This window comes from Erythrobacter fulvus (genome assembly GCF_028595285.1).
GTDB classification, from domain to species: domain Bacteria; phylum Pseudomonadota; class Alphaproteobacteria; order Sphingomonadales; family Sphingomonadaceae; genus Erythrobacter; species Erythrobacter fulvus.
The window spans coordinates 234,199-256,239 of sequence record NZ_JAQQXQ010000002.1; the positions used below are offsets into that span (position 1 = coordinate 234,199).

Here is a 22,041-nt window from a genome sequence, read left to right on the forward strand (position 1 = left end):
AATTAGGAAGGAATTACCGTGCTGGCCGACTGACCATCACCCTCGGGCGCGGCGATGATGTCGCGGGTGACGCGGCCCTTGGCGACCGTGTTGGTGGCGGTGTCGCCCACGGTGCTGCGGATGCTAGGGTCGGCGCTACCGGCACGGTCGATCAGGCTTGCTTCGATCCGGCTACGCGGGGCCGGGCCGCCGAACAGCGCTTCGAGAGCCTGATCGGCCGCAGTGCCTTCGGTCGGGCGCGGGGCGCCGGGGGCGGGCGGCGTCAGCGTGAAATCGGGCGGAACCACCAGCGGAGCCTGCCGCTGCACCGCGAATTCGTCGGGCCGTTCGCGGTTGAACACGCCGCCGCCGCCGCAGGCTGCCAGCAGCATCGAGCCGGAGGCGAGCAGGATAACGGGTGCAAACTTACGCATCATTGGTCTCTCCACGGGGCGCGTCCCCGCTTTCGGTTTCTTCCTTGTCGCGCACGAACAGGCTGCGGGCAAGGATAATGACGACGCCGATGGTAATCGCGGCATCGGCGATGTTGAAGATCAGAAAGGGGCGGAAATCCCCGATATGGAAGTCGGCATAGTCGATGACATAGCCCAGATCATAGCGATCACGGATATTGCCCAGCGCCCCGCCGAGGATCAGCGCGAGGCCGAAAATGTCGCCCAGCGCCTTTTCGCGCATCATCCACACCAGCACGATGAGTGCGATGACCGCGGTCATCGCCACCAGCAGCCAGCGCGTTTCCATATCGGTCGCCTGCAGCATGCCCAGCGAAATACCTCGGTTTTCGGTGTAGGTGAGATCGAAGAACGGCAGCAGATCGATATTCCCGACCTGCCGCAGCGCCAGTGGCCCGACGACATACAGCTTCACCGCCTGATCGATCAGCGCGATGAACGCCGCGATCACGAGGCCGATGATCCGGTTGCGGGTGAGAAGCGCGCTCATGCCGAGGCAGCGTCCAGTTGCGCGACGACTTCGTCGCAGCGGCCGCAGAGCGCGCCTTCTTGTGCCACGTCAGGCAGGTGGCGCCAGCAGCGCGAGCACTTTTGGTCGCTGGTCTTGGTCACGGTCACGCTGTCGCCCTGCCCGCGCGTCACTGTCGCGGTGATGAACAATTCGGCGAGCTGTTCGTCCGAAACGCCTTCGGGCACCGCGCTGGCGGGGACGACGACTTCGGCTTCGAGGCTGGAACGGATGGTCTTGTCGCGGCGTAACGGCTCGATCGCTTCGTTCACCCGTTCGCGCAGGGCGCACAGCGCGTCCCACTTGGCGGCATCGACGCGCACGCCCGGCACGCTCGGCCATTCGAGCAGGTGGACAGAGCCGCGCTGGCCATTGTCGTCCTCTTCGCCGTCCTGCGGATAGCGGCTCATCCACACTTCCTCGGCGGTGAACACCAGCACCGGCGCGGCATAGCGCACCAGCGCGTGGAACAGCAGATCAAGCACGGTGCGATAGGCATTGCGCGTGTCGCTGTCCGGCCCGTCGCAATAGAGCGAATCCTTGCGGATATCGAAGAAGAAGGCCGACAGGTCCTCGTTGCAGAAATCCACCAGCAGGCGGGTGTAGAGGTTGAAGTCGTATTCCTCCGCCGCCTTGCGCAGCTTGCCATCCAGCTCGCTCAGCAGCGCGAGGATGTAGACTTCCAGCTCGGGCAGTTCGCCCGCATCGCTCATGTCGCCCACGAACCCGTCGAGCGCGCCGAGCAGGTAGCGGAAGGTGTTGCGCAGCTTGCGGTACTGGTCGCCTACGCCTTTCAGGATTTCATCGCCGATGCGGTGATCCTCGGTGAAATCGACCGAAAGCGCCCACAGCCGGATGATGTCCGCGCCGGTGGTTTCCATCACCTTCAGCGGATCGATGGTGTTGCCGAGGCTCTTGGACATCTTCTTGCCCTTGGCATCCATGGTGAAGCCGTGGGTCAGAACCTGATCATAGGGCGCGCGCCCGCGCGTCGCGCAGGATTGCAGCAGCGAGGACTGGAACCAGCCGCGATGCTGGTCGGAGCCTTCGAGATAGAGATTGGCGGGCCATGTCAGGTCCGGCCAGCGCCCGCTTTCGAGCACGAAGGCATGGGTGCAGCCCGAATCGAACCAGACGTCGAGAATGTCGGTGACCATCTCGAAATCGTCGGGGTTGTAGTGGGGGCCGAGGAATTCGGCCTTCCGCGCTTCCTCCCACGCATCGACCCCGTCCTGCATGACGGCAGCGACGATGCGGTGATTGACCTCGGGATCCTGCAAGTAGGTGCCGTCGGGCCGCACGAACAGCGTGATCGGCACGCCCCAGGCGCGCTGGCGCGAGAGAACCCAATCAGGGCGGCCTTCAACCATCGCACCGATGCGGTTGCGGCCCTTTTCGGGGATGAATTCGACGCGCGCGATTTCCTCCACTGCACGTTCGCGCAGGGTGGGTGAGGCGCACAGGGCCTCTTCTGCCGGGTCGATCGCGCCGCCTTCGTTCTCCCAGCCCTTTTCCGCGCGGGTCTTGGGCTCGATCCAGTCCATCACCCGGTCCATCGGCACGAACCACTGCGGGGTGCAGCGGAAGATCACCTTGGCCTTGGAGCGCCACGAGTGGGGGTAGGAGTGTTCGTAATCCGCGCTCGCCGCGAGCAGCGCGCCAGCGTCACGCAGGTCCGAGCAGATCGGGCCATCGGGCGCGTTGAACTTCGGGTTGATGACGCTCATGCGCCGCTCATCCGCGCCGCCGAGCCAGCCCCAGTCGTCGCGGTAGCGCCCGTCGTCCATCACCGCGAAGACGGGGTTGATCCCGTTCGCCTTGCAGAGGTCAAAGTCGTCCTCGCCATGATCGGGCGCCATATGGACGAGGCCGGTGCCAGAATCGGTGGTGACGAAGTCGCCGGGGAGCAGCGGGCGCGGACTGGCATAGAACCCGCCAAGATGGTGCATCGGGTGGCGGGCGAGGGTGCCGGCAAGTTCGGAGCCTTTGATGACCTGCATCGGGATTACTCGGAATCCCACCCGACCAGCGAATTGCTCCACCAAACCAGCGGCGACCAGCACAACACCTTCCGGTGTTGGGCGTTCGTGGTCACCCATGCGATCACCGAAGCAACAAACTGCGTATTCAACGTCCGGCCCAAAGGCCAAAGCCTGGTTCACCGGAATGGTCCAAGGCGTGGTGGTCCAGATTACAGCGCGAGCATTGCGGACCGCTTCACAGGGGCTCTCGACAATCTCGAACGCCACGTCGATCTGGGTCGAGGTGATGTCCTCGTATTCGACCTCCGCCTCGGCCAGCGCGGTTTTTTCGACCGGGGACCACATCACCGGCTTGGCCCCGCGATAGAGATTGCCGTTCTCGGCGAACCTCATCAGCTCGGCCACGATCGTCGCCTCAGCCTGGAAATCCATGGTGAGGTACGGATTGTCCCAGTCGCCCATGATGCCGAGCCGCTTCAGCTGTTCGCGCTGGGTGTTGACCCAGTGTTGCGCATAGGCGCGGCATTCGGCGCGGAATTCCTTGGCCGGAACCTCGTCCTTATTCTTTTTCTGCTTGCGGTACTGCTCTTCGACCTTCCATTCGATGGGAAGGCCGTGGCAGTCCCAGCCGGGAACATAGGGCGCGTCTCTGCCCAGCAAGTTCTGCGTGCGGCAGACCATGTCCTTGAGGATGTGGTTCAGCGCGTGGCCGATATGCATGTCGCCATTGGCGTAGGGCGGGCCGTCGTGGAGGATGAACTTCTCGCGCCCGCGGCGGGCATCGCGCAGCGCCTTGTAGAGCCCGATCTGTTCCCAGCGCGCGGCAATGCCCGGCTCCTTCTGCGGAAGGCCGGCCTTCATGGGAAATTCGGTCTTCGGCAGGAAGACGGTGTCCCGGTAATCGCGCGCTGCGGTATCGTCAGTCATGGTGCGCGGGGCCTTAGCCGTTCGCGCTGCCAGTGCAAAGACTCGTCATTGCGAGGACAGAAGCCGCCGCGCTTCGGCGCAATCCTTGTCCATCTGGGCGATCAGCGCGTCGAGCGAATCGAACTTCGCCTCGCCGCGCAGGAAATGGTGGAAGGCCACCTCGATCTCTTGCCCGTAAAGGTCGCCCGCAAATTCGAAGAAATAGGGCTCAAGCAGCTCCTTGGGCGGCTCGAACTGCGGGCGGATGCCGATATTGGCCGCACCGTGCAGCAGCTGGCCGGTCGACAGGATGCGGCCCGTCACGGCGTAGATGCCGTATTTCGGGCGCAGATAGCTGTCGATTGCGAGGTTGGCGGTGGGATAGCCGATGGTGCGCCCGCGCTTGTCGCCATGTTCGACGATGCCCCTGATCGCGAAGGGGCGGGTCAGCAGGCGCGCGGCCAGTTGCGGGTCGCCGTCGCGCAGTGCCTGCCGGATGCGGCTGGAGGAGACCACCTCGCCCCCTTCCGCCACGGGTTCCACCACCCGCGATTGCAAGCCCAAATCGCCGCCGAGTGAGCGCAGCAGCTCGACATTGCCCTTCGCGCCCTTGCCGAAGGTAAAGTCGCCCCCCGTCACCACCCCATGCGCGCCGAAGCGTTCGATCAGGATGGATTGGATGAAATCCTCTGCGCTGGTCCCCGCCAGTTCCGCATCGAAGTGGAACACAAGCATCGCGGTCGCCCCCGCAGCGAGATAGAGCTCCTGCCGCTGCTCCAGCGTCGTGAGGCGGAAGGGCGGCACTTCGGGCTTGAAGAAGCGCACAGGGTGCGGATCGAAGGTGGCGATGATCGAAGGGCGGCCTTCGGCGTGTGCCCAGCGGATCGCTTCGCCAGCCACGGCCTGATGCCCGCGATGGAACCCGTCGAAATTGCCCAGCGCGATGACAGCGCCGCGCAGGGCTGCGGGGATGGTATTGCGGTGATCGAGCCAGCGCATCAGGCGCTCCTCCCGGTGTCCTCGGCGCGCCGGTAGGTCAGGAAGGAGAAGGCCGGATGTTCGCCTTGCCCTGCGTGATCCTCGCGGGCGGCCAGCACCCATTCGCGCCCCGGCTCGGCCATGAAGGTGTCGCCTTCGTAATCCGCGTGGATCTGCGTCAGTTCGATCCGGTGGGCCAGCGGCATGAACACGTCATAGATCGTCGCCCCGCCGATCACCGCGACCTCGCCCGTCTCGTTATTCTCGGCCGCTAGCGCCAACGCGTCCTTGACCGAACCGGCCATCTCGATGCCTTCGGCGCTGAAGCTGTCGCGCCGCGACAATACGATATGGCGGCGACCGGGCAGCAGGCCGGGTAGGCTTTCAAAGGTCTTGCGGCCCATCACCATGGGTTTGCCCATGGTCAGCGCTTTGAACCGCTTCAGGTCGGCGGGCAGGCGCCACGGCAGATCGCCTTCATTGCCGATCGCGCCATTGGCGGCGCGGGCATAGATCAGGACGATTTCCGGATTCATTTCAGCGCATGGCCCACGCGGGTGACATGCCCCATTTTCCGCCCTTCGCGCGCCTCGCGCTTGCCGTAGAGGTGGAGGTGCGGCTCGCCCGGTTCGGCAAGGATCCGGTGCGCGGCAAGTGCGTCCTCGCCGACGATATTGCGCATGTCGATGCTGGCGAAGCGGGTCGCGGTACCGCCCAGCGGCAGGTCGCAGATGGCGCGGATATGGTTTTCGAACTGGCTGGTGGCCGCGCCCTCGATCGTCCAGTGGCCCGAATTATGGACCCGCGGGGCCATCTCGTTGAACACCGGACCTTGCGCGGTCGCGAAGAATTCCAGCGTCAGCACCCCGACATAGCCCAGCGCCTGCGCCGTTCTTGCGGCCAGCTCGCGTGCGGCGGGCACCTGCGCCTCGATCAGTGCGCCCGCAGGCAGCAGCGACTGCGCCAGCATTCCGCCTTCGTGCCGGTTGGCGGTCGAATCCCAGAACCGCACCTCGCCGGCGCGATTGCGCACGAGGATGACCGAGAATTCGGCCGCGAAGTCGACCAGCCCTTCGTAGATGCAGGGCTTGCCCGGAAAGCGCACGCCGCTTGCTTCGCGATCCGAAGCAATGCGCCACTGACCCTTGCCGTCATAGCCGTCGCGCGCGGTCTTAAGGATGCCCGGGGTGCCGACCGTTTCGAGCGCGCGGGTGAAATCCGCATCGCTTTCGACCCGGGCAAAGGGCGCCGAGGTGCCGCCGAACTGCGCGATGAAGCTCTTCTCGTTCAGCCGGTCCTGCGCCACTTCGAGCGCGCGCGCCGGGCAGGCGAGCAGGTTTGCGGGGATCGCCGCGACCGCCGACAGCGGCACGTTCTCGAATTCCCAGGTCACCACGTCGCACTTCGCGGCAAAGGCGGCCAGCGCGGCACGATCGCCCCATCCGTTCTCGAAGAAATCCGAACAGGCGTCTTCGGCGACATTATCGCCCGGTGGAGCATAGCCGATGCAACGATAGCCCAATTGCAGCGCGGACATGGCCATCATCCGGCCAAGCTGGCCGCCGCCGAGGATGCCGATGGTGGAGCCGGGAGGCAGCATCAGTCTTCCGGAACCTCGCCCACGGCGGCGCTTTTCGCGGCGCGCCAGTCCTGCAGGCGTTCGGACAGATCCTTGTCGGATAGCGCGAGGATTGCGGCGGCCATCAGGCCTGCATTCTTCGCGCCCGCCTCGCCGATTGCCAGCGTGCCGACGGGAATACCGCCCGGCATCTGCACGATCGACAGCAGGCTATCCATGCCCGAAAGCGCCTTGGACTGCACCGGAACGCCCAGAACGGGAAGATGCGTCATGCTGGCGATCATCCCCGGCAGATGCGCCGCGCCGCCCGCGCCCGCGATGATGACGTCGAAGCCTTCGCCCTCCGCGCCCTTGGCAAAGGCAATCATGCGGTCGGGGGTGCGGTGCGCCGAGACGATCCGCGCCTCATAGGGCACTTCGAGTTCATCGAGCACCTCGGCGGCGGCTTTCATGGTCGGCCAGTCCGACTGGCTGCCCATCACGATCGCGACACGTCCCCCGGTCACTTCCATCATGCGTCCTTCAGGTAATACCGCTCACCCGGCACCATTGCGTCGTCGAAGTCATAGATGATCGGCTGGCCGGTGGGAATCTCGAGGCCGGTGATGTCCTCGTCCGAAATGCCCGACAGGTGTTTCACCAGCGCGCGCAAGCTGTTGCCGTGGGCCGAGATGATCACCGTCTCGCCGCTCGCCAGAACGGGCAGAATGGCAGCTTCCCAATAGGGCAGCACGCGTTCAATCGTCAGCTTCAGGCTTTCGGTGTTCGGGATCGGGATACCGGCATAGCGCGGGTCGCTGGCGAGGTCATAGGCGCTCCCCGCCTCGAGCGGCGGCGGCGGCACGTCGAAGCTGCGGCGCCAGATGTGCACCTGTTCGTCCCCGTGCTTTTCGCGGGTTTCCTGTTTGTCGAGCCCGGTGAGCCCGCCATAGTGGCGTTCGTTGAGGCGCCAGTCCTTGGTCTCGGGGATCCACAGGCGCCCGGCGGCTTCCAGCGCCAGATGCAGCGTCTTGATCGCGCGGGTCTGGAGCGAGGTGAAGGCACGGGTCGGCAACACGCCCTTTTCGCGCAGCAGCGTGCCTGCCGCAGTCGCCTCGGCCACGCCTTGCTCGGTCAGGTCGACATCCCACCAGCCGGTGAAGCGGTTTTCGAGGTTCCACTGGCTCTGGCCGTGGCGGACAAGGATCAGCTTGGGCATGATGGCTTTCGTCTCTGGTTCGGAGCGCGCGGGGTTAGCTTTCGGGAGCCGGATTGGGAAGCGATTCCGTTGCATTTGCCGCATCCGAATCGCTCAAAGCCCGCGCTTGCGCCTTCCGGCGGCGCAGGTTCTCTCGCAATTTGGCCGCGAGGCGCTCTTCACGGGACATATTCTTGCGGGCTTCTTCACTCATGCGAAACGCATTGGCGTTATCGGCGTGGCTCTTCAAGTCCGCTTGACATTGCGAGGCCGCGCGACAATAGGGCGCGCCTGTTTCCGGCGCTGCTGTAGCTCAGTGGTAGAGCGCACCCTTGGTAAGGGTGAGGTCGGGAGTTCAATCCTCCCCAGCAGCACCATTTTTCAATGGTTTGGACATTGTGTTCGGCGCCGGTATGTAATCAGTATGGAAAACGCGGTGCGGCGTTGGCGTTGTGCTGTCCAAGCCTCACCTTCTGCGATCCAATGCTTCTGCGGACTCGTGTGCGTCTTTCAAACCGGCTTTTCAAGTTAGGGCGGATCCTGCCCTTGCGAGAACACACGTCAACAAGACATCGCTCGTTCAACCCAACACTCGCGCCAAACGGCATTGGCGGGGAAGGTCATTCTTCGAGTCTGTCCCGCGACGTGGCTTGTTTGGCAATCCACTCATCCACATCGGACTTCAGCCAGCGCGAGCTGCGGCCAATTTTGATTGGATTGGGGAAGGAGCCAGCGCTCAAGAGTCGATAGGCGGTGCTTCGCCCAAGCCTAGTGAGCCGCAGAACTTCCTTTATGGTCAGCAAGGTTGGCTGAGCTGTGTTAACCGGGGTGTCGCTTGTGGTCGCATCCGGACCCAGACCATGGCGATCGGGTGAGTCAGTCCGCCGAACTCTCTTTGGCTTTCGCGCGGCAGTTGATCGAGCAGCGCGCAATCGCGGGTCAAGAACCTCCTCAATTTGCGAGTCGGTCAGCGGACCGGGGGGCTGCAGTTTGGCCAGCCAAGCGTCAAACTCAGCGGCATCAACGAAAATTCGATGGCTGGCCGGCGCTTCTGCGTTAGCCCAATCGGCGGCGTTGTAGGTCCCGGTCGCGAGCCGAGGGAGTGGATCGTCGATCTCCCAATGCGCAGGAGGGATCTCGACGGTTTCACCCCCACCGAGTGGCCGGGCGAAGGTGGCGATCTTGCCCAGCACGAATTGCGTAGTCAGCAGCGCAGCGTCAAGCGCAACAAGGCGACGGCAGGCGTCATTCTCGTCTCCGTCTACCGGAGCGGCAAAGATTTCCGGTAGCTCATGGGGTTCGAAGCCAGCTTGACAGCGCACGAGGTCGCCGAAGGCTGTGATCAAGGTCCGTCGGCCAATCGAAATTACGAGGGCATTTTCGTAGTATGGTAACCATGGGACGATGTCGTAATGTTTGTGACTGGGCATGCAGCACAAATTCCTCTCTTGGGCACTTCATGCGCCTTTGTAAGCTCAAGGTGTATTTTCCATTTGAAACGATTTTCGAAATATGACGGATTGTGACGCTTTTTAATTAAATCGGTGTTGAGAGATGATAGGTCAGGAATTCTCTTTAATTGATAATAGGAAAAAAGCGTCACTATCCGTCACAAAATGCCAATTATTTGACTTGTTCGCCGTCGCCATACTGAAGTGCAATGCCTCGGTAAAACCGGCGGCGCCCAGTCCTCCCCATCTGATAGCCCTTTGCTTGGAGCTTAAGCGCCATAGCCTTTTTACTTCTTGGGTCTTCTCCTACCATCTTCGCGAATTCAGACCAGCTCGCCCATAGATCCCCCGAACTTGTAGTTGTGCCATTTCCTGCGGACTTGCACTTTTGATCGAGCCAATCTTGGAAAGGGTCCTGGGTGCTGAAGAACTCTTCGGTAGCCTCGCGCACGATGGCCGGCACCGAGAGCCCTTCTCGTTGCCACATCAGGCAGCCCTCAATTGCCCACGATAGAATTTGACCGCGCTCTGTAAGAAGTTTTTGAAACAAGTCCTTGTCGACGTGGGTTGGCCGAAATTTGAAAGGAATGATTATGAAACGCCGACGGGTAGCAGGGTCAACATTATTGAGGATCGGTGGATAGTTTCCAGCCACAACCAATTTGAAACTGGGCGTGAAGCTGAAGTTATCTCGCCTCATGAGCCGTGCTGTGATTTGTTCTCCACCGGTAACCTGCTTTATCAGGCTTTCGTCCCAAGCATTATGTTCCTCAGTTTCACTGGCTGTCACGAGCCGAGCGCCCGCAAGAGCAGCGAGATCGGTTGTGTGGCGAGCAAATTTGCTCGCCATAAAGGTCTGAGTTGCAGCGGTTTTCGCATAATCTCCCAAAATATCCTGAACGACATTCAGGAACACCGTTTTTCCGTTTTGTCCGACACCATACAGGAAGAAGAGCGATTGCTCTTTCGTCGAACCGGTAAGGCAGTAGCCGACCAGCTTCTGCAGATATCGCGCAAGATCCTGATCTCCTTCTGTAATCTGCTTAATGAACGTCAGCCACCCTTGCGGTTGTCCCTCCGCCGGACCGGCAGACGCAATCATGGTGATGCGATCATCAGGATTTGCTCGCCTTAGTTCACCAGATCGGAGCTCGACCGTTCCATCTGGGGTGCCAAGGAGAAATCCGTCGCGGTCGAGTTCAGCCTTCTCAGTGGCAATGTTAGGATCAGCCGCTGCCAATCCCCTGACGCCATTGATGAACGATGATCTGCAGCAACTCGCATCGCCGCCGCTCGCTTCCCGAACGAGCAACCTGATGTCATGAGTGACATGGTTTTTTCGGTCTGGCGCCCAATGCTGTCCTGACCATTTCATCCATCTCTGCTCGTCGCTGTCGTAGAGATATCGTGCGCCGAGCTCCTCGACAAAGACGCTAGCGCAACGGTCTTCGCTCGGCTTGTCGGCGCGCTTCTGCTTCTTGTTCGCCTTCTGCATGCCATCCTTGATGGCGCGGGTGACCTTGTTGCCGAGATTCTCCGGCCTCCAGGGATTATCAGGATCGAAGCTCGGCATTGTGGCGGTTGCTTCCAGTATACGGTTAACCGCATCCGAATAAGAAACTTTGCCCTTGGCTATAAGTGCACCCATGGTGAAACAGGCCGAGTTCAGCGTCGCTTCCTGCGCCCCCTCTGGCGCATTCCGCACCTGCTCACAGGCCTCCTCGAGAATTTGCTCCGGGTCACGCGCGTCCTCCTCAATGCCTGCCGTCGTTGCCCTCCTCGCCGACCGGGATACTTCGCCTGAACGTTTCGCCCTTGTTACGGCTTCATAGAGATCCTCAGTCGCGGAGGCGATGGGCACAACGGTCTTCCAGCGATACGGATTGCCGTTGGGGTGACGCGAAGGAGGCACGATTATATAACCTCCTTCCCCTCTGGCATCGCAACCCGGCGCATGCGGAAATGGCCAGCACGCCTTGCCATCCTTCATGCATTTTTGTGCATTCCTCACCGGCCTGCTGTCATCGCTAATGAAGTAGAGGTGTTCGCCTTTTCCAGTTGTTGCGGTGAGCGTTTCAGGGAGGATGACCTTGCGGCCCGACTTGAAGAGCTTGCAATCGTCCACGTCGAGGACCCAGAATCCGGATGCCGAACCCGTTGGGACACCGATCATCGCATTCGGCCATTTGCTCCACCATGTGCGAACCTGATTAACGTCTACAGTCGCAGCTTTGAAGCCCCCCTCGACCAAAGGCTTTTTCGTTTTGGGATCACAGGGGAACACACTCACCCCGCACTGCGCGTAGATGACAGCAGCCTCTGCGACCGTCATTTCATATTTGCCGCCCCAGCGACTAATCGCCTCAATGATGCCATGTTCGTAAAGGCCATCGTTCGGCCCCACCTTCGCATTCTCATGCATAGTTTACTCCTCTTTGAATGACTCAGCTTGATGCTGACGAGGAGCGATATAGATTTCTAAATGCCTGAAAAAACGAAGAGAAAAACGATACGATGATATTGTTCAAACGGCAAAAACGTTATGATTAATGCGATGCTTTATGAATGGATTTCAGGTTCCTTCAGGCCTCCCTCCTTCACGCCTCTTTTTGTGATCGGCCTCCATGGTCACCTTTCGCCAAACCGAGAAGAAGCCTCGCTTAGTCAGACTCCCCTTATACTTGGCCAGTGCGTCTTCCATGAAGTCATCTTTCCGCCTTAAATGTCTTGAATCTTTGCGGAATTCTTGCCTCAGCCATTTCTCGCATGCCGTTAGGGTGATGGCTTTGGCCCCATGCTGCCTTCGTCCCCTCTGAGGCATCTGGAAGTGCTTTCTCAGTTCACCCTCGTGGGTCTTGAGCTCCAAAAGCGTTACAGCTGCTACGCCAACAAGAGTTGAATCCTCCGCGAGCGCCTGACTGCTCGATCCGCTGATCGGAGCGGTAAACTGATCGCGCGCAAGAGACAGGCTACCGCCCGGCAGTTGCCAGATGTAACGCGGGACCGGCCAGTTGCGCTTAATTTCGGTGTTCGAACCCATGCTGAAGACCGCGCTGCCGGCCTGGCACCTTATCAGCCCCGCAGCGAATGCTATGAGCAAGCGCTCATCCATTTCTAGGTGATCGTTGTTGCACTCTTCTGCGATAAGACCGACTACCTCCTTAGTCCTGATCCATGGGAGTGCGTTCGAAGGGCTTGGGGTGCTCAAATTGCATGCCTCCGGTTTTAGCTTCCGTCGTTTCCATGACGGTTGCATTAGCTAGGGAATACAGCTCGATTTTTGATGAATGATTAGTGCGACAGTCAGCGCCACTGGATGAGTGCAAAGCAGAAGAGTGACCAAAACCATGTTCGACTAGGGCGGGACTTCAAAGTCTCACGAATTCATGCAAATGATACAACTTTGGAAGATCGCCATGCGCCACACGGAACTGACTGCGCCTCTTAATGTTGGGCTTCGCTGAAGAGGCATTTTCAACTTTGATCGCTGGATCATAGTAGACAGAGCCAGCCGCAAAAGCCTTCAGGAACAATAGGAAGTCCGTCTGTTCGCACAGCAGAACACTGGGGCCATAGCTGTATTCCGGAGGCGGTGTGCGGAACAGCGAAGGCACATAGGCAGCTTGAGCGTGCTTCCGATTCCAGTGCGCCATCATTCCCTTGAATGACCATGAGGCGGCAACCGTATCGTTGGCATCAATCAGGCTAAGTGCTCCGTCGAGGTTAGTGATCTTGCCGGTTTGCGCATCAAATCCGGTCATGGTCATGCGCACGCCGGTGAGGCCGTGCAGGCCCCGCAAGCAGTCATACCGCCCGCCGAAGTTGATCCGGTCTTCCTTGCCAGACTGGTCTTCATAGCCGAACCGCCGCATGAATTCGGCAACGCCTTTGTCGCGGTAAATTCCGCCGGTTGGTTCAGGCGTCATCAGGGTGACCGGCGATTTGGGGGCGAACCGCACGAAGTCGCGCACGCCGTATTGCTTGACCTCCCAGCCCATGAAATCGGGCTCAGCATAGCCGTTGGGCGTAATGCCCAGCTCGGCTTCGAGCGTGTAGCCGCCACCGTTCCGCGCCGAATAGGGCTGCTTCGTCCCGTCGGCCGCGAGCTTCTGCGACGCGATCCAGTTGAGCCGCCAGATACGCCGCAACTCATTCAGCAGGCGATCCTTCGGACTGTCAGCCTGTCCCGCATGGAGCGGCAGCTCCAGAAAGACTCCGATCATCGGCCACTGGTAAGCGCGGACCTCCACGGCGACGGGATGAGCTGCATCGGCGGCATAGCCCAGAACATCACCTTCGGCTGTGATGCCAAGGACGAGCAGGCGTCCTTCATTACGCACCCGCATGATGTGCGATGGTGCCTCGCGGCAGCCCTTGAGAAAGCCGGACATCCGGACTTCCGGATACTTCGGATAGAGGATCAGCCCCGCGTCCGGCGCGCGATGCTTGCCACCTTCATCCACCCAGAAGAAACTGACCCTCGCCTTGGCGCGGTCCCGGACGGCCCCGGCAATCGCGGTGTCGTCGCTGTAGATTTCGCCATGGGGGATGATGTTGAGCGCCGAGAAGTCCCCGCCGAGATAGACCTGGTTCTTGGAATTGTCGTTGGGAGCAAGATTCTTGGCGTAGATGCGGGTCGCGCCGTGATGCCGCATCAGATCCAGCAGTTGCGCAAGTGACGCGACCAATTATTCGCCCCCGATGGTAATCGCTTGTTCATCCGACCTTATCCAGGCGATCAGGCGCTGCATAGTGTCCTGAAAATCCCGCTTCTTTCTGCCCTTCAGCGCGCATTCCCAGATGACGGCCTGTCGCCACCCTGCCATCTCGAGAGCAACAGCTGCCTTGGCGTCCCGCGCGGCATTGGCATTGAGCTTTTCCCGCCAGAATTCTGTCCGGCTTTCAGGCCGGCGGAACAGATCGCACTCATGCCGGTGCCAGAAGCAGCCACGGACCAAAACGACCGCCCGGTATCGGGGCAGCACGACATCCGGCTTACCCGGGAGGTCGCGAACATTGAGGCGGTAGCGCAGGCCTGCCGCATGCAGGGCCTTGCGGATCATCAGTTCGGGCTTTGTGTCCCGCGCCTTCACCGCCGCCATATTGCGGCTGCGCGTGGCCGGATCGTGGACGTCAGTCACACGTCAGGCAGCCCGGCGCTGCCCTGCCGGTTCCACCAGAGCCTGAATGTGCGGCTGCATGACCTTTGCCACTGCCTCAAAAACCGGAACGGCAACCGAGTTGCCGAACTGCTTGTAGGCCTGCGTATCCGACACCGGGATCCGGAAGTCATCGCCATAGCCCATCAGCCGTGCGCATTCGCGCGGGGTCAGGCGGCGCGGATTGGAGTGCTTGCCCTGACTGACCAGAATCTCCGAACCGTCTTTGTAGTAGCGCGCCGACAGTGTCCGGGCGACATCGTCAGGCGTCACCAGCCCGAACCCAAAGCCGTTGCCAGCGGCCTTATGCTTATCGGCATAGCCCTGAAGATACTGCCAGAGCTTGTCGGTCAGGGTATACTTTCCGTTGACCCTGCCATCCGGACCGAGCGTGTATGGAGGTTCGGCCCTTTCCGAGCCATCGCCCGGATGCAGAATGCTGCCGAGCCGCACGCTGCCCTTCGGCGGCAGCTTCAGATCGTCCCAGCTGAAGGGCACGTTCTCGCGGAAACCAACGATCACGATCCGCTCGCGGTGCTGCGGGACGAAGTGCTGCGCATCGATCACCTTGTGCCAGATCGTATAGCCGAGCTCTTCGGTCAACGTCTTGAGGATCACCGCGAAGGTGCGGCCCTTGTCATGGCTGGTCAGGTTCTTGACGTTTTCGAGCAGGAAGGCCGCAGGCCGCTTCGCTTTGATGATCCGGGCGACATCAAAGAATAGCGTGCCCTGCGTTTCATCAAGGAAGCCATGCTGGCGACCGAGCGAGTTCTTCTTCGAGACACCCGCGATCGAGAAAGGCTGACAGGGGAAGCCCGCCAGCAGAACGTCATGGTCCGGGATTGCGTCAGTAGGAATCTGTGTGATGTCACCGTGCGGGGGGTGATTGTCGCGGAAATTGGCGGTGTAGGTTTCCTGCGCAAATTTGTTCCACTCCGACGTGAACACACAGTGCCCGCCGATGGCGTCGAAGCCTTTCCGAATACCTCCGATCCCGGCGAACAAGTCGATGAAGTTGAAGCCTGTGCCGACCGCAGCTGGCCCGGTTCCGGCCATCGATGCGAGCACCTGCACCGCTGCCTCTCTTGGCTTACCAACACCGGCCTCCCAGCGCTGCAGTTGCCGGACACTGTAACCAGTGCGACCAGCGGCCTCTTCCAGCGAAAGACCAGCGCGGACTCGGAGAGCGGCAAATTCGTTGAGCATATAACCTCTGGGACGTTTCGCGACACAGTGTCGGAATCGCGGTCGTCTGGCAAGCGTTCGACGGAAATGCGTTCGCCAATTGTTCTACCTTCTCGTCGGTGGAGCTTGGGACAATTGGAGAGTCAACGACCCGGAGTCACTCGACCTCAGCGGCAGGGTGATCGGCGGTCAGATGATGTAGATTATCTGTCGCCGTGGCATTCTGCTCTGCGATGTCCCCGCCCGTTCCGAGGCATTGAAGATTCGCCGAGGCATCACAGGATTGGCCAGCATCGCCTTCACCCGGTTCTCCAACCTCTTTGATGCAGGTCAGCGCCAGATGAATGCAACTGTCGTGTCGCGCTTTGCCGGCATACCCCTATGTGTGCCTGAACATGCGTCGCCGCCCGAACGGACCGTCAACTGGCCGCTTCACTTGGCCGCTTCCCCCCTAAGCCCATCGAATTAGCCGGCTCGTGATCATCGGCAGGTCGTCTGATCAGCCAGCGACCGCTCTGCTGATCGATGTTGCGTAGCGCAACGTGCAGTGGGGTGACTCAGAATAAATCCTGGACAGCGAGTGAATAAATGATGCGCCTCTATTACGTGCCCTTGGAAACGATTACACGTAGGCAAAATAATCATAATATCAGCTCCTGAACCACGCGCTTCATGTCCATTTGATGCCAATACGATATCGAAAAGAGGATTTCTTGGAACATTTCCGCATATGCAACTATCGAGGATTTCTGCGGGTTTCAGGGGTATTGAGACAGAAATTGCTTACAAATTTTTCATAAATTTCTCGATCCACGCAAAATTCCTGTTGAAGCAGCATTCATTTCTCACATATCCTTTATGCAGACAGTAATCATCGATGATGATTGACTGTATTAAATTGAAGGATAGTGATCATGGAAGTTCCAGACGAACTCAAGGCAGACTCCGGTATCAAAAGTCATGTTCGTGATGCGATTCGTCCGCATCTCGACTTCATCGCTGAATGCAAATCTAAAGGCATTTCCGAAGCTGCTATCTATCGGCACCTGCTCAAGAAGGGATACAGCGTCGGATCGCGGAGCGGCTTTGGAGCAGCTCTCAAGTTTCTTCTCAAGGAACAACAGGAAAAGGGCACCGACAGGGTGCCTGACAGTCGGCTTGCGCCATCGGCGGGTTCTGCGTCGCCTCATCCGCAGGCCGCTGTGCCATCAGCCGAAGCTCGGGGCGCGAACCGTCCTGAGCATGCAGCGTCTTCAGTGACGAACAGGTTCGCCGATGAAATCACCACTTCGGGTGCCAGTGGGTGCGCTGACAGTCCGCGGTCCGCGTCTGAACTCGAAGCCGAGGTTGTAGCGCACCGGACTGAGGGTGCCGTCGGCGGGGAGAATGCGCCGCACCGCGAAAAGCCGCCCCGGACTTCTGAGCGCGAAAACCATGATGGGCCTATCAGATCAGAGCCATCCAGTGATGCGGCTCACAGCAAGTCTTGGAGGGTGGAATGACCCCTACTATCCAAACCGCTCCGCTCCTCGTCTGCGCGATGGCCGACCGAGCCGGCCAGGGATGTTCAACTATCACGGCGATGGCTGCCAGTGCCGGCTCTATCGGGCACGGACCGATCCTCGTTGGTTCTGTCGGACAGGATCCATATGCTCCTCCGCTTAGGGGCGCCAAGGAGGTGGTCATCCCATCGGAAGTCGAGCCATCCGACGCCGCCTCTATCATCAAAGCGTTTGCTGGTCGTCGGTGTTTCCTCGACGTCGCCAGTGGCGTCATGGACAGTGATGCCCCGGCCGCAAAAACAATGCGAGAGATCATGACCAACGCCGATGCCTGCGGCTATTGCGTGGTGGCATTGCTTCCTGCACGCTCGGACGATCCAGAAGCCATTCGAGCGGCGGTCGAACTCGGTAAGAGTCTTCCTGACGTCCAGAAGATTGTCGTCCGCAACGACATAACCGGCACTCACTCCCGCTCATTTGCTCCGTCTCCGTATCCCTGCGTCGACGTTGCTTACCTTGGCGCCGGCTTCATCGACTTGGCTTGGGCCTCCGACAACTGGTTCTTCCTGAACCTTCAGGGCCCTGGGTCGGGCGTGGCCCAACTCTGCCTCCTCGCCTGGATGAGAAGGTTGACCAATCAGCTGGCTTCCTACGGCCTGTTCGCGGATATCAATGACGCTCTCAGCCCTATCGATCGCTTCGACGACGGTGGGTATGACCATCGCCGGATCAAGAGCATCGAAGATACCACTGACGAAGCTCTAAGGCGCATGGCGATCTCTTTTTGAGCGCGTAAGGCCCAGCCTGCATCATGGCGCTACAGGCTGGGCCTTCCGCTTTCGCGGCATTATATAGCAAGTGCACCATGGTGAGGACGTTAGTCGCCCTCGTGATGGCTGGCGTCATCGTTTGTGGGCTAGTCAGCGTCGTTGTGGAATGGCGCGAGACTCCACAAGACGTTGGCTGTCAGCACCCCTCCATTGGGCGGCTCTTGTGGCAAAGCACTCTCCAACTGGAAACAAAACCGGGTGCGCCGTTCGAAGCCAAAGATGTCATGGTAAACGACTATTCCATAGGCATAAAGTCTCTTTAGCCCATCACGCAGTCGAATAAGGTCAGACTCCGAAACGTCAGACGAACTGTAAAAGGCCGCATTGACCTCGCCGCCGTTTGGAACGACATATGGTGTTGGCATCCCGATGCGCGGCGGTTCCCGTTGGTTGCCAAAGTGAGCTTCCGCTTCGTCTGGCGTGAACGCCACAATATTCCCCATATGGACACACTCATAAGCTGGCGTCTGCCCTCCGTTCTTTACTGCTGTGTTGACTTCGAAACGCCTGCCATCGGAGGTCTCGCGAGACGCAAACGAGCTCAATTCGATGGGTCCGAAGTAGAGATATGCGCGTAAAGCGCGCTCGTTGCTTTCTCTGCTTTGTTTAAGATCCTTCAAAATTGCCAGCAGAGCGCCGCCCGCCAGAAGCGTCTGAATTACGACCGCCCAGAACATCCAGTAAGCAAAAACCGCCATGGATTCTTGGGCGGCGAGCTCGCGCTGCTCGCGTTCATCGTTATTACGGGGCTTGGGTTTGGCTATTAGGCTCTCCGCGAGAGCGTCGATGCCCCGAACGTCAGCAAGACCATTTCGTGGGCTTTCGGCTGGATATGTCTGACCGCTATTGGGGCCTACGGACTGATAATGGCGCTTCTCGGGAGCGTAGACTGAGCCGTAGAACGCGCCAGCCCCGGTGGCGACCAGCAGTGCAGCTATCCCTGCAAATGCAGCGAGCACACCTCGATTTCCGTCAGACATTGAGCAAAGAACACCGTTCTGGATTTACCGCGGCTAATCTTCTTCCTGATATGGGTATCAGAGTCCACAACCCCTGATCGGCACGCAGGCCGACTAACTAGGCATAGCTGATGTTGCGGCGCTTCAATTCGGCCTTGAGCATGTCATGCACGAACGGTGTCCGACTATTCTGTATACACCAACCATGCCGCACATGGGGCCAGCTTGAAGCAGTTGTTGATCGATGGTGCGAACAATATTTAGCCAGTGAAGAAAAAGTGTTTTGAGGCGCAATACCGCTAACTTGGGTTCCAAGTTAGCTTGCGACACTGCGGTGCATTCCTGAACTTATATTGATCGAATAGCATCGATAAAATCTAAGCGATATTCCATAGGATAGGTCGAGGGATTGGAATGAAAAAGGCGTAGGAAAATAAATTCACAATTCCTTTCCTTATTACTTCCGATTGGCCGTTCCTCCATACTATAATGTGCATGGAGATACGCCCATGCCAACCAATGCCCAAATGGAGAGAGCCGACGAACTCGCGGCGACCCGCACCAGGATCAAGCTGATCCAGGAGGGATTGCTCGAGCCCATCGATGGCAAGAGCAAGACCCTGCACCCCATGCGCTTCCGGACACGGAGCTGGGGTGACAGCGGGCAGCACGGTGGCGGCGTTCCCGATTATGGCATCGCTGCCACCCGCCAGATCCGGCATCGGACACCCAGCGGCGTCACTTCTTTTCACTTCGCGCATTCCGCAGTGACCAAGGTCACCTATCGCACATTGGTCGAAGGAAAGCCGCACATGCCGGGGGCTGCGGCCGCCCATGGCCGCTATCTCGAGCGCGAAAGCGCAGTCGCCGATCTTATCACAGAGCAACAGGGGCAGGGCACCGAACGCGCGGCCGATGTGGACTCCTCTCCCGATCCCGAAGGCATTTCCCCCACAAGCGCCAGCGCAGTTCAGCGTGGTGCGCCTATCCCCACGCAAATGGAGAACGACCATGTCACTGCCACCTCACCTTTCGACGCCTCCGACATCCAAACCATGGTGGAAGACCTCGGAACATCTGAGCCCCACCTTGGCAGCGTTGATGGAGAAGGATCCCTCGAAGACCCCGGACCCGATGCCGATCTGTTCCTGCTGTCCGGCCGCGATCTGGTATGTGATCGAGGGGCAAGCGAGCGTCTTCTGCTCAGCCCTGAGGATGTATCCCTGGCGGCCGGGCCGGGATCTGAGCGACTGCGATGCCCGTCGAATGGCGATCAGGAAGCTCGAGGCAAAAAGGTAGAGGATGAGGATCTGACGCTTGGTGCGGCGTTCGATCGCTACCTCACTCGGCCCTCAGCATTGGCAATACAGCCTGACCATTCGCGCGCGCTCATCACCAACATCGATGAGGATGACAAAGAGCGTGCCGGGTTCTGGGGACAGGTTGAGGAATACGAGCGCACCCCGAGCCCGGATACGATCGCGTTCCGCTATTGCGACTATCGCCCCTTCTGGGACGCGGTCTTGCTACAGTCGGACTGCCCGAAGGAGATTCGGGAAAAGATCGAGGGGCCACATCGGGACTCGGATAAGCCCATCGAAATCAAACACGGCACCAAGGTGCAGGCTTTCCTGCGCCGGCAACCGGGCTGGGTCAAACCCGGCCCGAAGAAGAGGAAGGCCAAGAAGGCGAAGACGCAAGAGCAGCCGGTAGATGTGGCAGAGGAGCCGCCGCCGATCGCAGAGGTCACGATCGGTCGGGGCGGCCGGACGCAATATCGGATCAATGGCGAATTGCCCGCCGAGCTCACTCCCAGTCAGAATTTTGCCCTCCTTCAGGACTTCGCCCGTGAGTTCGAGAGACGTGAGCTACCCTTTCTTGCAGTGATGCACGCCCCCGACCACCACAACCATGACCGAAACTGGCACTTCCACTTGGCTTACTACGATCGACCTGTCCGGCGAATCACCGAGGCGGATATCGAACGGCTCGCGGCGAGGGGTTTCGATGTATCCCAGCTCTCGCCAGGCCAATGGGACTTTACCGTCGAACTCAAGGTTCCACGTCGGACCGACAAGCGCACGACCTTCCCCCTGCGCCAGAACAAGGTAGCGGAGGTTTCACGTTCCAGAGCATGGCCGAAGACCTTGAGGGTCGCTCTTGCCAAGGTCACCAACCGCCACCTCTCCGCCGCAGGGATCGCGCGGCGGGTTAGCCCTGAAACCTTTGAGGACCTCGGCATCCCAGCCGATCCGCACGAGCACCTCTCCACCACCGCTAACGCGATGGAGACCAGAGGCGTTGCAACAGCTGCAGGGATCAGAAACGAAAACAAGCAGTGGGCGGCCATCCTGGCGCAGGCAGAGGCACGTTATCGGGCCGAGCTTGAAGCAGCCGAGACGCGCATTACCCAAACATTGTCCGGACAGTCCCTGGGCAATGGCGACGGCTTGGCCAAACATAAGGAGCTGCGTGTGCAGCTGGAGCAGGCTGCAAAGCTTCGGCGGGATGCCTTCCTCCTCGAGCAGGAATTGGAGCGTGCCCGATCGCGCGCGGTCATGGTGCGCGAGCGCAACCTCAAGCTGCTCAAGGCCGGCGAGGCCGATCCCAAGACGACCACTGCCAAGCGCATGGCCGAACATCGCTCGCTCGTCGCTAGCGCAACCCGCTATCTGATCTCGCTCGAGGAAGAGCTGGCCGATGTCACTATGCTGGCCGCCCGCTGGCGAGCCAGTGCCCGACGCTGCGATGCACGTGCTGCCGAGATCGAGAGTGAACTGAAGATGCCAAATGAACAGTCGGCGGATACCGGTAAGGCATTGTCAGGCCGCGAGCAGATCATTGATCGTATCGCAGCAGCGGTCATGCAGGCTCCGCCCAGTGACCAGTCATTGCCTGACCACCCACTGTCTCGCGCCGAGCAGGATCGTGCCATCCAGCGCAGGATCGACGAGATCAAGGAGGAGGTCCGGAAGGAGAATGAGATGAAGCGGGCGGCGCCGAATCAGGCAGTAGAGCAGGGTCCGGATAGCGAGCAGAGCCGGCGCCAATCGCCGCAAATGCCCCATCCCGGGCTTGGGCGCGGTTGGTGATCTGGGCCGCCAACGGGGAGGCAGAGCGTCGGATCGATCTCGGATCTCTTCGCCCCTTGGCTATAGTCGGGGGGACTCGCGATCCCGACAGCGGTATGGCGGCTTCGCCTGCCCTCTGGAAAAATGCTGCCCTTCAGGAATCGACCCCATTCAGGTCACTGGACCGAAAAGGATCACTGAAAGACGGGATCATTCGATGTTGGTGCAAATGCTGTCTTTCGACTTGGTCCTACTGACGCTTTTCGCCTCGATTTTCTGCAGACCTACTTTCTATCCTAATC

The 22,041-nt window shown here is 59.9% G+C and carries 20 protein-coding genes and 1 tRNA gene; 4 read left to right on the forward strand and 17 right to left on the reverse strand.

Annotated features, from left to right (window positions below; genetic code table 11):
* Positions 1-2: 2 nt before the first annotated feature.
* Genes OIK40_RS04065 through OIK40_RS04105 form a run of 9 tightly spaced genes read right to left on the reverse strand, consistent with a single transcriptional unit; the run spans position 3 to position 7,796 of the window.
* Positions 3-413 carry a DUF3035 domain-containing protein gene (locus OIK40_RS04065; RefSeq protein WP_273676626.1) on the reverse strand — a complete coding sequence of 137 codons (411 nt, stop codon included), beginning with the start codon at positions 411-413 and terminating at the stop codon, positions 3-5.
* Positions 406-942: a signal peptidase II gene (lspA, locus tag OIK40_RS04070; RefSeq protein WP_273676435.1), complete on the reverse strand. Its 537-nt coding sequence runs from the start codon at positions 940-942 to the stop codon at positions 406-408. The genes OIK40_RS04065 and lspA overlap by 8 nt, the downstream gene beginning before the upstream one ends.
* Positions 939-3,869: an isoleucine--tRNA ligase gene (gene ileS, locus OIK40_RS04075; protein ID WP_273676436.1), complete on the reverse strand. Its 2,931-nt coding sequence runs from the start codon at positions 3,867-3,869 to the stop codon at positions 939-941. The genes lspA and ileS overlap by 4 nt, the downstream gene beginning before the upstream one ends.
* Positions 3,870-3,914: 45 nt before the next feature.
* Positions 3,915-4,847 carry a bifunctional riboflavin kinase/FAD synthetase gene (locus OIK40_RS04080; RefSeq protein WP_273676437.1) on the reverse strand — a complete coding sequence of 311 codons (933 nt, stop codon included), beginning with the start codon at positions 4,845-4,847 and terminating at the stop codon, positions 3,915-3,917.
* Positions 4,847-5,362, reverse strand: coding sequence for a dihydrofolate reductase (locus OIK40_RS04085; protein WP_273676438.1), 516 nt, complete (start codon positions 5,360-5,362; stop codon positions 4,847-4,849). Before OIK40_RS04085 ends, OIK40_RS04080 begins: the two co-directional genes overlap by 1 nt.
* Positions 5,359-6,426 (reverse strand): 5-(carboxyamino)imidazole ribonucleotide synthase, encoded by a 1,068-nt coding sequence (locus OIK40_RS04090; protein WP_273676441.1) that lies wholly within the window; start codon positions 6,424-6,426, stop codon positions 5,359-5,361. The genes OIK40_RS04085 and OIK40_RS04090 overlap by 4 nt, the downstream gene beginning before the upstream one ends.
* Positions 6,426-6,917, reverse strand: a complete 492-nt coding sequence (gene purE / locus OIK40_RS04095) for a 5-(carboxyamino)imidazole ribonucleotide mutase (RefSeq protein ID WP_273676627.1) — start codon at positions 6,915-6,917, stop codon at positions 6,426-6,428. Before purE ends, OIK40_RS04090 begins: the two co-directional genes overlap by 1 nt.
* On the reverse strand, positions 6,917-7,603 hold the full coding sequence (gene gpmA, locus OIK40_RS04100) for a 2,3-diphosphoglycerate-dependent phosphoglycerate mutase (RefSeq protein WP_273676442.1): 687 nt from the start codon (positions 7,601-7,603) through the stop codon (positions 6,917-6,919). Before gpmA ends, purE begins: the two co-directional genes overlap by 1 nt.
* A gap of 34 nt (positions 7,604-7,637) precedes the next feature.
* Positions 7,638-7,796 (reverse strand): hypothetical protein, encoded by a 159-nt coding sequence (locus tag OIK40_RS04105; RefSeq protein WP_273676444.1) that lies wholly within the window; start codon positions 7,794-7,796, stop codon positions 7,638-7,640.
* Between the two features lie 88 nt (positions 7,797-7,884).
* On the opposite strand from OIK40_RS04105, the gene OIK40_RS04110 reads away from it, so the two are divergent.
* Positions 7,885-7,959, forward strand: a tRNA-Thr gene (locus OIK40_RS04110).
* 243 nt (positions 7,960-8,202) lie between these two features.
* Here OIK40_RS04110 and OIK40_RS04115 read toward each other — a convergent pair.
* From OIK40_RS04115 to dcm, 6 genes are all read right to left on the reverse strand, one after another.
* Positions 8,203-9,012: a helix-turn-helix transcriptional regulator gene (locus OIK40_RS04115; RefSeq protein WP_273676446.1), complete on the reverse strand. Its 810-nt coding sequence runs from the start codon at positions 9,010-9,012 to the stop codon at positions 8,203-8,205.
* Positions 9,013-9,205: 193 nt separating this feature from the next.
* Positions 9,206-11,455, reverse strand: a complete 2,250-nt coding sequence (locus OIK40_RS04120; RefSeq protein ID WP_273676448.1) for a phage/plasmid primase, P4 family — start codon at positions 11,453-11,455, stop codon at positions 9,206-9,208.
* A 150-nt stretch (positions 11,456-11,605) separates the two neighbouring features.
* Entirely contained in the window at positions 11,606-12,145 is a 540-nt protein-coding gene (locus tag OIK40_RS04125; protein ID WP_273676450.1) for a hypothetical protein, read from the reverse strand.
* A 256-nt stretch (positions 12,146-12,401) separates the two neighbouring features.
* Positions 12,402-13,721 carry an MvaI/BcnI family restriction endonuclease gene (locus OIK40_RS04130; RefSeq protein WP_273676451.1) on the reverse strand — a complete coding sequence of 440 codons (1,320 nt, stop codon included), beginning with the start codon at positions 13,719-13,721 and terminating at the stop codon, positions 12,402-12,404.
* Positions 13,722-14,174 (reverse strand): very short patch repair endonuclease, encoded by a 453-nt coding sequence (locus OIK40_RS04135; RefSeq protein ID WP_273676453.1) that lies wholly within the window; start codon positions 14,172-14,174, stop codon positions 13,722-13,724. It lies immediately after the preceding gene.
* 3 nt (positions 14,175-14,177) lie between these two features.
* On the reverse strand, positions 14,178-15,398 hold the full coding sequence (gene dcm, locus OIK40_RS04140; RefSeq protein ID WP_273676454.1) for a DNA (cytosine-5-)-methyltransferase: 1,221 nt from the start codon (positions 15,396-15,398) through the stop codon (positions 14,178-14,180).
* 893 nt (positions 15,399-16,291) lie between these two features.
* Between dcm and OIK40_RS04145 the strand changes: the two genes are divergently transcribed.
* Both OIK40_RS04145 and OIK40_RS04150 read left to right on the forward strand, forming a co-directional pair.
* Positions 16,292-16,879 (forward strand): hypothetical protein, encoded by a 588-nt coding sequence (locus tag OIK40_RS04145; protein WP_273676456.1) that lies wholly within the window; start codon positions 16,292-16,294, stop codon positions 16,877-16,879.
* Positions 16,876-17,667, forward strand: coding sequence for a hypothetical protein (locus OIK40_RS04150; protein ID WP_273676458.1), 792 nt, complete (start codon positions 16,876-16,878; stop codon positions 17,665-17,667). Before OIK40_RS04145 ends, OIK40_RS04150 begins: the two co-directional genes overlap by 4 nt.
* Before the next feature lie 128 nt (positions 17,668-17,795).
* Here the strand turns inward: OIK40_RS04150 and OIK40_RS04155 are convergent, their stop codons facing one another.
* Both OIK40_RS04155 and OIK40_RS15090 read right to left on the reverse strand, forming a co-directional pair.
* Positions 17,796-18,668 carry a hypothetical protein gene (locus tag OIK40_RS04155; RefSeq protein WP_273676459.1) on the reverse strand — a complete coding sequence of 291 codons (873 nt, stop codon included), beginning with the start codon at positions 18,666-18,668 and terminating at the stop codon, positions 17,796-17,798.
* Positions 18,644-18,757, reverse strand: coding sequence for a hypothetical protein (locus OIK40_RS15090; RefSeq protein WP_374211779.1), 114 nt, complete (start codon positions 18,755-18,757; stop codon positions 18,644-18,646). Before OIK40_RS15090 ends, OIK40_RS04155 begins: the two co-directional genes overlap by 25 nt.
* Positions 18,758-19,177: 420 nt before the next feature.
* Here OIK40_RS15090 and OIK40_RS04160 point away from each other — a divergent pair, with 420 nt between their 5' ends.
* The gene (locus OIK40_RS04160) at positions 19,178-21,760 is read left to right on the forward strand and encodes a MobA/MobL family protein (protein WP_273676461.1); all 2,583 of its coding nucleotides are present in this window, start codon (positions 19,178-19,180) and stop codon (positions 21,758-21,760) included.
* The last annotated feature ends 281 nt before the right edge of the window (positions 21,761-22,041 follow it).